The following is a 9,043-nucleotide window of genomic DNA, read 5'->3' as shown; positions in this document are numbered from 1 at the left end:
GCCGCACGGGCCCGGGCGTAATTCGCCCGCGGCGGAGCGACGGCAGGGGGCGGCCGAAGGCAGCCGCGCAGCCCGTGGCGGGCGGCCCGGGGCCGGGATGCAGGCTGCGGCCTGGGCCGCGGGAGAGGGGGCGCGATTCGGTCTCATGCCCCCCGTTCTGCCCCTGAGAGGTTAACAGGCGGTTAGCGGGCCGCGCGCTGCCGGGGCGATCCGCGCAACACCCCCTGCGGCGGCCCCATCCTGGACGGTCGGCCCCCGGCGGCCCGGCCGGGGGGGCTGTCTGCCCCCCGGACCCCCCCGAGGATATTTGAAGTCGGATGAGGAACCTGTCCCTTTCCCCCGGAGCCGTCCGGGCAGGCAGGGAAGCAGCACCCGAGCCGGAGCCGAGCCGGACCTGGCGAGAAGCCTCTGGCGTGCTCCGCATTTTCGCCGCAGAACCCGGTCAGATTGCCGACCGGTCCAGCCCCGAGAACCGCCATCGCCAGCCTGTCCCCCATGCTTCCCTATCGGCCCGAGATCGACGGGCTGCGCGCCGCCGCGATCCTGCCGGTTGTGGCCTATCACGCGGGTGCGCCGCTGCCGGGCGGCTTTGTCGGCGTGGACGTGTTCTTCGTCCTCTCGGGCTGGCTGATCGGCGGGCTGCTCTGGGCCGAATGGGGCGCGACGGGGCGGCTGCGGCTTGGCGCCTTCTGGATGCGGCGCCTGCGCCGCCTGGCCCCGGCCTATCTGCTGATGGCGGGGGCGACGGCGGCCGCCGCCTGGTGGCTCCTGCTGCCCTGGGAGCTGCGCGAGACGGGCAAGCAGCTCATCGCCGCGACCGCCTGGCTGTCCAATGTCCTGTTCTGGCGGCAGGCCGGCTATTTCGATGCGGCGGCGCAGGACAAGCCCCTGCTGCAGACCTGGTCTCTCGCCGTCGAGGAGCAGTTCTATCTCGTCCTGCCGGTGCTGCTGCTCGGGCTGTGGGGGATCCGGCTGCGGAAGGCCGGGATCCTGGCGGTGCTGGGGCTGGTCTGGGCAGCCTCGCTGCTGGCGACGCTCCGGCTTACCGACAGCCGGCCCGAGGCGGCCTTCTTCCTCTTCCCCTTCCGCGCCTGGGAGCTGCTGACGGGCGTCCTGCTGGCCATCCTGGCGCCTGCGCTGCCGCGGCGGATGCGGCTGACCGCAGGATGGGCAGGGATCGGGCTGATCCTGGGGGCGGTGCTGACCGTGCGGGCCGAGGGGTTTCCCGGCTGGCAGGTGCTGCTGCCCGTGACGGGGACGGCGCTGTGCCTGCTCTCTCTCGGGCCTGCCGGTGCGCCGGATGGTGTCGGGCGGTGGCTGGCGACCCCCGTGCCGGTGCTGATCGGCAAGCTGTCCTATGCGCTGTATCTCTGGCACTGGCCGATCCTCGTGCTGGCGGCCTATCGGCGGGGGGGGCGCTCTCGCCCCGGGAGGCAGCCGGCTGGGTCGTGCTGGCCTTCGCGCTGGCGCTGCTGTCCTGGCGGCTGGTCGAGACGCCGCTGCGCCGGCCGCAGGGTGTGGTGGGGGACCGCAGCTTCCTCGGCCTGGTGGCGCTCGGCATGGGGGCGGTGATGGGCCTCGGGGCCTGGTTCTACCGCACGGATGGGCTGCCCGCGCGCTGGGGGCCGGAGGTGGCGGCCCATGCCGCGGCCTCGCAGGATTTCCTGCAGGACCGGTCGCGCTGCCGGGTGCCGCAGGGCGGGGCCTTTGCCGGGCAGGAGGTCTGTGCGATCGGCCCGGAGGGGGGCACGCCGCGCGTGCTGATCTGGGGCGACAGCCATCTGCGGGCGCTGATGGACGGGCTGGCCCTGGCCGCCGACGAGGCCGGCGTGCCGGGGCTGATCCTGTGGCGCGCCGGATGTCCGCCGGCCTTCGGCCTGCAGAAGCGCGAATCGGCCGCGACGCCGGCCGAGGATGCCGCCTGTCCGGCCAGCGTCGAGGCGGTGGCGCGGGCGCTCGAGCAGTCACCCGGGATCGGCCTGGTCGTCCTGGTCGGGCGCTGGGCCTATTACGCGACCGGCACGGGCGCAGGGCAGGACGGGCAGAACCGCATCGCCCTCGCCCCCCGGCCCGGATCGGGCCTGCCCGAGGGCCTCTCGCAGGCCGATCTGCTGGCCGTGGCGCTGGCGCGGACGGTGGAGGCGCTGCGCGCCGGGGGGAGGGAGGTCGTGCTGCTGCGGCAGGTGCCCGAACTGCCGCGTTATGATTCACGGGCCGTGGCGCGGGGGCTGGCCCATGGGCGGATCGCCCCCGGCGAAGTGCCTGGCCTGATGGTTCCCGACACCGGGCGCGCCGCCGCCGCGGATGCGGCGCTGGAACAGGCCGAAGCCGCCGGTGCGCGGCGGCTCGACCCCTGGCCCGGGCTGTGCGATCCCTCTTGCGGGATCGGGCCGGACGGGGCCGTATCCTGGTTCGACACCAATCACCTGACCAATGCCGGGGCACGGCGGCTGGTGCCGCTCCTTGTCCCGCTGCTGCGCGAGGCCGGACGGTGAGCGATCCCCTGGAACAGGACTGGGACGCGCTGGTGATCGGCGCCGGCATGGGCGGGGGGATCGCCGCCCGCGCCCTGGCCGAAGGCGGGATGCGCGTCCTGATCCTCGAGCGCGGCGGCGCAGGCCGGCGGACCGAGGAGACGCGCATCGACCTGACCACGGCCGATCCGGTGGCGCGGGCCGTCCGGGGGCTCTGGCCCGAACCGGTGGAGACCGAAGAGGCCGCCTTTCACGCCCCGCTGGGCTGTGGGGTGGGCGGATCCTCGGTCTTCTATGCGGCCACGCTCGAACGGCCGGAGCCGGATGACCTCGATGGCTGGCCGGTCTCCCATGCCGCGCTGCGCCCCTTCTACGAACGGGCCGAGACCTGGCTGGCGGTGGAGGGCGAGGCCGATCCGCTCTCGGCAGAGCCGCCTTCGCCCGCCCTGCGCCCCCCGCCCCCCGCCACGCCCGAGGACGCGGCGATCCTCGCCCGGCTGCGCGCCAACGGCCTGCATCCCTACCGGCTGCATGCCGGGCTGCGCCGCCTGCCCGGCTGCCGCGAATGCCTCGGACGCAAATGCCCCCGGCCCTGCAAGATGGACGGGCGCTCGGCAGGGGTGGAGCCGGCGCTGGCCACGGGACGGGCGGCGCTCGTGACCGGGGCCGAGGTCCTGGAGCTGACCGTCGAGGACAGGCGCGTGACGGGCGTCCGGCTGCAGCAGGGGGGCACGATGCGCCGGCTGCGCGCCCGCCGGGTGCTGCTGGCCGCCGGGGCCCTGTCCACGCCGCGGCTGCTGATGGCCTCTGGCCTGGGCGGGCCGGCCGCCGGCCGCCATCTGATGCTGCATCTGAACGAGACCTTCGCCATCTGGCCCGGCCGGAACCGGCCTGGCGCGGAAACGGGGGACGGGATCTCCAAGGGCATCGGCCTGCGCGATCTGATGCGCATCGGGGGCGAGAGGATGGGCATGGTCCAGGCGATGGGCGTGGCCCTGCAGGAGGGCGAGATCCTGCATCATCTGCGCCGCCGCCTGGCCGAGCGCGGCTGGGGCGCATCGCGCCTTCTGCATGAGGGGGCGCGGCTGCCCGCGGCGATGGCGCGGCGCCTGCTCGGGCGGGGACAGGTCTTTGTCGGGCTTCTGGAAGATCCGCCCCTGTGGGAGAACCGCGTCCTGCCCGGCAGGGGGATCGCCCTGCGCTATCGGGTCGATGCGGCGACCGAGGCGCGGCGCCTCGTCTTCCGCAGGGCGATCCGCCATGGCTTCCGCGGTCTCTGGCCGGTCTTCCTTCACCGCGCGGCCCAGCCGAACTGGGGCCATGCCTGCGGGACGGCGCGGATGGGCACCCGGGCTGCCGATTCGGTCGCGGATGCAGAAGGCCGGGTGCACGGGATGGCCAATCTCTGGATCGCGGATGCCTCGGCCTTTCCGACCTCGCTCGGCGTCAATCCCTCGCTGACCATTGCCGCGCTGGCGCTGCGCGTGGCCGACAGGGTGCTGCGGGAGGATCAGTCATGAGCGGACAGACACCGGCCGTCGTCGTCACCGGAGCGGGGCGGGGCCTCGGCCGGGCCCTTGCGGTCGAATTCGTGCGGCAGGGCCGGCCTGTCGCGGGCTTCGGCCGCGATGCAGCGGCGCTGGCGCAGACCGCCGCAGAGGCCGGCCCGCTCTTCCACCCCCTGTCCTGCGACGTGGCAGACCCCGCCCAGGTGCGCGCCGCCCTCGCCGCCGTGCGAGAGCGCATCGGCCCCGTGGACATCCTCGTCAACAATGCCGCCGTCTATCCGCGCCGCGACATCCTCGACGAGACGCCGGAAAGCTGGATGGCGACGCTGGCCGTCAATCTCGGCGGGGCGGTGGCCTGCACGCGCGAGGCGCTCGAGGACATGACGGCGCGGGGCGAGGGGCGCATCCTCATGGTGGGCAGCTTTGCCGATCTCGCGCCGATTCCCGCCTCATCGGCCTATGCCGTCTCCAAGGGGGCGATGCGGATCTGGAGCCGCGCCCTGGCCGCCGATCTGGCCGACCGCTTTCCGCGCATCGTCATCAGCGACTGGATGCCCGGCATGCTGGCGACGCGGATGGGGCCGCAGGACGGGCTCGATCCGGCCGTGGCGGCGCGTTGGGGCGTGGCGCTGGCGCTGTGGCGCGATCCGTCCCTGACCGGGACCGTCTGGGAACGCGACCGCGAGGTGCTGCCGCCGCGGTCGCTGAAGCGGCGCATCGCCGATCGCCTCCTCGGGCGGCGGGTGGTGGCACGGCGGATCGGGCCGCTGCCCCTCAGGACGAGCGGCGCATCCTGAGGGCATCCCGTGCATGGCGGGGCAGCGCCGCCGCCGCCCGTGCATAGCGCCCGGCCAGGCGGCGGGGATCCCCGGCCAGACGCCAGAGCCATTCGAGCGCCAGCCTGCGCATCCACAGCGGGGCGCGGCGCTGATGGCCGGCGATGAAATCCAGCCCCGCGCCGATGCACAGGAAGCCCATCCCCGGATGCCGCCCCCGCCCCAGCGCGGCCAGCCGTTCCTGCTTGGGCGCGCCGAGGGCGATCAGCACCACCCGGGCCCCGGCCTGTGCCATGCGGTCGAGCGCGGCCGCCGCCTCCGGTCCTGCCGGGTCGAATCCCATCGGCGGGGCCAGCCGGTCGCAGACGACAAGATCGGGAATCGCGGCGGCGAGCCGTTCGGCCGCCCGCTCCAGCGCCGCGCTGCTGCTGCCCAGAAGGCCCACCGGCGCCCCTTCGCGCGCGCAGAGGGCAAGGACGGGGCGGATCAGGTCCGAACCGGGCAGGAGGGCCACCGGCCGCCCGGCGAGGCGCGACAGCCAGACGATGGGGTTGCCGTCGGCCGTCACCAGATCGGCCTGGGCATAGGCCGCCCGGAAGGCGCCATCGCGGTGCAGCTTGGCCAGATGATCGAGGTTCAGCGTCGCCACCGTGAAGCCGCGCCCGTTGCGGAGCCGCTCTGTCAGCGCGGCCAGAAGCGTCGCCTCGTCCGGCACCGTGACCGCCACGGACCCATCCCCGACCCGGAATTCCATGCCTGCCCCCGCCGGTTGCCGACCGAGCCTTGCGCGGGACGAAGGCCGGTGCAACCCTGTCTCCTGTGGACCGCATCCGGCCCTCTCCTGCCGCGCCCGGGCCTTGGTCTTGCCGCGCTTCCATGCGACGGACGAGGGCAGCGGAGGGGCAGGCATGGCCGATGGCGGCATGACAGGGGTGGAACAGGGCAGCAGCGGGCAGGGCTCCGGCCCGACGAAGCCCCCTCTGCCAGGGCCGGTGGCCTGGCTGTCGGGCGATTATGTGCGCGCCTCCCATACCTTCATCCTGCGCGAGGCGGCGGCCCTGCGGGCGCTGGGCTTCGATCTGCGCCCCTTCTCGATCCGGCCTGTGGCCGGGGACCAGATCACCGGCCCCGAATGGCGCGAGGAGGCCGCGCGCGTCACCGCGGTGCTGCCGCGTGCCCTGCGACCCCTGACGGGGCTGGCCGCCCATGCCGCGGCGCTGGGCCGCTCTCCCGCGTTGTGGCTGCGCCTGCTGCGGCAGGCCTGGAGGACGGCAGAGCCGGGGCTGCGGGGGCGCGCCTACGGGCTGATCCGCTTTCACGAGGCGGCCGTCCTGGCGCAGGCCCTGCGGCGCATCGGGGCCGTGCATCTGCACAACCATTTCGCCATGAGCTCCTGCGTGGTGGCGCGTCTGGCCGCGCCGCTGGCGGGCATCAGCTGGAGCTTCACCCTGCACGGGCCGGACGACCTGTCCGAGGCCCGGCGCTTCCGTCTGGACGAAAGCCTGCGGACGGCCGATTTCGTCGTCTGCATCTCTGCCTTTGCCCGGTCGCAGGCGATGCTCCATGCCGATCCCCCGGTCTGGGAGAAGCTGCACATCGTCCATTGCGGCGTGGAGCCCGAGCGCTATGCCGCGGACGGACCGGGCGATCCCGACCGGCTGCTGTTCGTCGGACGGCTGACCCCGGTCAAGGGTGTGCGGATGCTGCTGACCGCCCTGGCGCTGGCCCGGCGCGAGCGGCCGGGTCTGCATCTGCGTCTCGTCGGCGAGGGGCCGGAGCGGGCGGCTCTGGAGGCCGAGGCCGCGCGGCGCGGGCTCGGGGGGGCGGTGACCTTTCTCGGGGCACAGGGACAGGCGGAGGTCGCCCGGGAGCTGGCCGCCTGCGGCGCCCTTGTCCTGCCGAGCCTGGCCGAAGGAGTGCCGGTCGTCCTGATGGAGGCGATGGCCGCGGCCCGGCCCGTGATCGCGACCCGCATCGCCGGCGTGGCCGAGCTGGTGGAGGAGGGGGTCTCGGGCCTGCTGGTGCCGCCGGGCGAGGAGGAAGCGCTGGCGCAGGCGATGCTGGCCGTGACGGCCGATCCGGCCCGGGCCGCGGCGATGGGGGCGGCCGGCCGCGCCCGGGTGCGGGCCGGATTCGACGCCCGCCAGGAGGCGGCGCGCCTGGCGCAGCTGCTGCTATGGGCCAGGACAGGCGGGCCGCGGCCCGCAAGGCGGCCGGAGCCCTGGACCCCATGAGCGGGACCTTGAGCCTGGACCGGATCGGGATCGTCGTCATCGGCCGCAACGAGGGAGAGCGCCTGCGCCGCTGCCTGCACTCGCTGGCCGGGCAGGGGGGGCGGGCGGTCTATGTCGATTCGGGCTCCACCGATGGCAGCGTGGCGCTGGCCCGGGCGATGGGGCTGAGGGTGGTGGAGCTCGACCCCGGCCGGCCCTTCACGGCGGCGCGGGGGCGCAATGCCGGCTTTGCCGCCCTCATGGAGGACGGGGCGCCGGATCTGGTGCAGTTCGTCGATGGCGACTGCGAGCTGGTCCCAGGCTGGACGGAGGCCGCCGCCGCAGCGATGCAGGCCGATCCCTCGATCGGCATCGCCACCGGCTGGCGGACGGAGATCGAGCCGGAGCGCAACCTGTTTCACGCCCTGGCCGAGATGGAATGGCACGGGCCGGTGGGGGACGATCGCGTCCTGCGGGGGGGACGATGATGGTGCGCGCCGCCGCCTTTCGCGCAGCGGGCGGCTTCGACCCCGGGATCATCGCCTCGGAGGACGAGGAATTCTGCCTGCGGCTGAAGGCTCGGACCGGGCTGCGCGTGCATCGCCTGCCCCGCCTGATGACGCGGCACGACATCCGCATGGACCGCCTGGCCGACTGGTGGCGGCGCGCCCTGCGGGCCGGGCACGGCTTTGCCGATCTGGACGCCTTTCCCGACCATTTCCGCCACCACAGATGGCGGGCGCGGCTCTTCGGCCTCGCGCTGCCGCTGCTGGCGCGTGGGGGGGCTTGCCGTCGGACAGGGCTGGCTCGCCGGGCTGGTCCTGATGGCCTATGCCGGCTCCTGGCTGCGCAGCGCATGGCGCCTGCACGCAGGCGGTCGGCCCTGGCGGCGGGCCCTGGGCCTGGCGGGGCTTCTGCTGCTGGCCAAGTTTCCCCAGATGGCCGGCATGATTCTCCACCGCCTGCGCCGGATCCGTGGCGCCGGCCCCCGGATCATCGAATACAAATGACCCAGATGACCCAGACGCTGCGCATCGGTCTCATCGGGGCAGGTTACATCGCCCGATGGCATGCCGAGGCGATCCGGGCCCTGCCCGGCCTGCATCTGACGGCCGTCCATGATCGCGACGCGGCGGCGGCCGACTGCCTTGCCCGGTCTCAGGGGGCGGTGGCGGTGCCCTCGCTCGAGGCGCTCGCCCCGCTCTGCGATGCCGTCCATGTGCTGACCCGCCCCCCACGCATGAGACGCTGGCGGTCGCGGCGCTGGACCTCGGGCTGCATGTGCTGGTCGAGAAGCCCATGGCGCTGTCGGCCGCCGGGGTGGAGCGGATCGCCGCCGCCGCGCATGCGGCAGGACGCCAGGCCGGCGTGGTGCACAATTTCCTGGGTCTGCCCGCCCATGCAGGGCTGCGCCGGCTTCTGGACGGGGGATGGCTCGGCCGGCTCTTTGATCTGCGCGTGGACTGGGCCCTGCCCTTTGCCCCGCTGCAGTCCGGCCCCTACGGGATCTGGCCCCTGCGCGAGACAGGTCATCTGCTGTGGGAGATTGCCCCGCATCCGCTGTCCTTCGCGGTGGACCTGCTCGGCCCGGTCGATGTCCTGCATCTGGAGACAGGGCAGATGCGGGAGATTCCCGGCCTCGGTCCGCGGCCGCAGGCCTTCCGCCTGCTGGCGCGCTCGGGCCCGGTCGAGGTGACCATCGCCCTGTCCTTCGTCCAGACGCATGAGGAGCGCGCCCTCACCCTGCGCGGCTCCTCGGGGCTGGCCCGGCTCGATTACGGGCGCGACCGTCTGACGGTGACCGGCGACAATGCCTCTGGCCTCGTGATCAATCCCTTGCGGCGGGGCCTGTCGCTGGCCATGCAGGAGGCCGGGCAGTCGCTGCGCCTGGCCGGGCGTGAAAGTCTCTCGCTCCATCGTCGCACGCCCTATGGCGAGAGTTTCCGCGGGACGCTGGCGGGCTTCTACGGCGCTCTGCGTGCCGGGCGCGCCGATCCGCGCTTTGCCCCCGAGGCCGCCCTGGCCGTGGCCCGCGCCATCGAGGCCGCCGTCGCGCGCCTGCCCGCCGCGCC

The 9,043-nt window shown here is 74.2% G+C and carries 8 protein-coding genes and 2 pseudogenes; 9 read left to right on the top strand and 1 reads right to left on the bottom strand.

Features of this window, described 5'->3' with window-relative positions; translation table 11 throughout:
- Window positions 1–495 precede the first annotated feature (495 nt).
- Genes RUTHE_RS17575 through RUTHE_RS09670 form a run of 4 tightly spaced genes read left to right on the top strand, consistent with a single transcriptional unit; the run spans window position 496 to window position 4,779 of the window.
- On the top strand, window positions 496–1,572 hold the full coding sequence (locus RUTHE_RS17575; RefSeq protein ID WP_021098211.1) for an acyltransferase family protein: 1,077 nt from the start codon (window positions 496–498) through the stop codon (window positions 1,570–1,572).
- On the top strand, window positions 1,560–2,495 hold the full coding sequence (locus tag RUTHE_RS17570; protein ID WP_342662239.1) for an SGNH hydrolase domain-containing protein: 936 nt from the start codon (window positions 1,560–1,562) through the stop codon (window positions 2,493–2,495). Before RUTHE_RS17575 ends, RUTHE_RS17570 begins: the two co-directional genes overlap by 13 nt.
- Window positions 2,492–3,994, top strand: coding sequence for a GMC oxidoreductase (locus tag RUTHE_RS09675; RefSeq protein WP_021098209.1), 1,503 nt, complete (start codon window positions 2,492–2,494; stop codon window positions 3,992–3,994). The genes RUTHE_RS17570 and RUTHE_RS09675 overlap by 4 nt, the downstream gene beginning before the upstream one ends.
- Window positions 3,991–4,779, top strand: coding sequence for an SDR family oxidoreductase (locus tag RUTHE_RS09670; protein WP_021098208.1), 789 nt, complete (start codon window positions 3,991–3,993; stop codon window positions 4,777–4,779). Before RUTHE_RS09675 ends, RUTHE_RS09670 begins: the two co-directional genes overlap by 4 nt.
- Here the strand turns inward: RUTHE_RS09670 and RUTHE_RS09665 are convergent.
- Window positions 4,757–5,512 carry a WecB/TagA/CpsF family glycosyltransferase gene (locus RUTHE_RS09665; protein WP_021098207.1) on the bottom strand — a complete coding sequence of 252 codons (756 nt, stop codon included), beginning with the start codon at window positions 5,510–5,512 and terminating at the stop codon, window positions 4,757–4,759. The two genes, RUTHE_RS09670 and RUTHE_RS09665, sit on opposite strands and share 23 nt — an antisense overlap.
- A gap of 169 nt (window positions 5,513–5,681) precedes the next feature.
- On the opposite strand from RUTHE_RS09665, the gene RUTHE_RS09660 reads away from it, so the two are divergent.
- The 5 genes and pseudogenes from RUTHE_RS09660 to RUTHE_RS17565 form a co-directional block, all read left to right on the top strand.
- The gene (locus RUTHE_RS09660) at window positions 5,682–6,992 is read left to right on the top strand and encodes a glycosyltransferase family 4 protein (protein ID WP_051150449.1); all 1,311 of its coding nucleotides are present in this window, start codon (window positions 5,682–5,684) and stop codon (window positions 6,990–6,992) included.
- Window positions 6,989–7,459, top strand: a complete 471-nt coding sequence (locus RUTHE_RS18310; RefSeq protein ID WP_342662231.1) for a glycosyltransferase family A protein — start codon at window positions 6,989–6,991, stop codon at window positions 7,457–7,459. The genes RUTHE_RS09660 and RUTHE_RS18310 overlap by 4 nt, the downstream gene beginning before the upstream one ends.
- Window positions 7,411–7,704, top strand: a pseudogene (locus RUTHE_RS18305) (glycosyltransferase family 2 protein); the annotation flags it as partial. The gene RUTHE_RS18310 and the pseudogene RUTHE_RS18305, both read left to right, overlap by 49 nt.
- Before the next feature lie 43 nt (window positions 7,705–7,747).
- Window positions 7,748–7,981 (top strand): hypothetical protein, encoded by a 234-nt coding sequence (locus RUTHE_RS18300; RefSeq protein WP_021098204.1) that lies wholly within the window; start codon window positions 7,748–7,750, stop codon window positions 7,979–7,981.
- A pseudogene (locus RUTHE_RS17565) lies at window positions 7,978–9,043 on the top strand (Gfo/Idh/MocA family protein); the annotation flags it as partial. The gene RUTHE_RS18300 and the pseudogene RUTHE_RS17565, both read left to right, overlap by 4 nt.

It is taken from the genome of Rubellimicrobium thermophilum DSM 16684, assembly GCF_000442315.1.
Classification (GTDB): Bacteria; Pseudomonadota; Alphaproteobacteria; order Rhodobacterales; family Rhodobacteraceae; genus Rubellimicrobium; species Rubellimicrobium thermophilum.
This window is presented reverse-complemented; position numbering and strand designations above follow the sequence as displayed.

Coding starts and splice junctions, on each gene's coding strand:
- RUTHE_RS18310 (WP_342662231.1), top strand. CDS start 6,989: ATGAGCGGGACCTTGAGCCTGGACCGGATCGGGATCGTCGTCATCGGC.
- RUTHE_RS09670 (WP_021098208.1), top strand. CDS start 3,991: ATGAGCGGACAGACACCGGCCGTCGTCGTCACCGGAGCGGGGCGGGGC.
- RUTHE_RS17570 (WP_342662239.1), top strand. CDS start 1,560: ATGGGGGCGGTGATGGGCCTCGGGGCCTGGTTCTACCGCACGGATGGG.
- RUTHE_RS09660 (WP_051150449.1), top strand. CDS start 5,682: ATGACAGGGGTGGAACAGGGCAGCAGCGGGCAGGGCTCCGGCCCGACG.
- RUTHE_RS09665 (WP_021098207.1), bottom strand. CDS start 5,512: ATGGAATTCCGGGTCGGGGATGGGTCCGTGGCGGTCACGGTGCCGGAC.
- RUTHE_RS17575 (WP_021098211.1), top strand. CDS start 496: ATGCTTCCCTATCGGCCCGAGATCGACGGGCTGCGCGCCGCCGCGATC.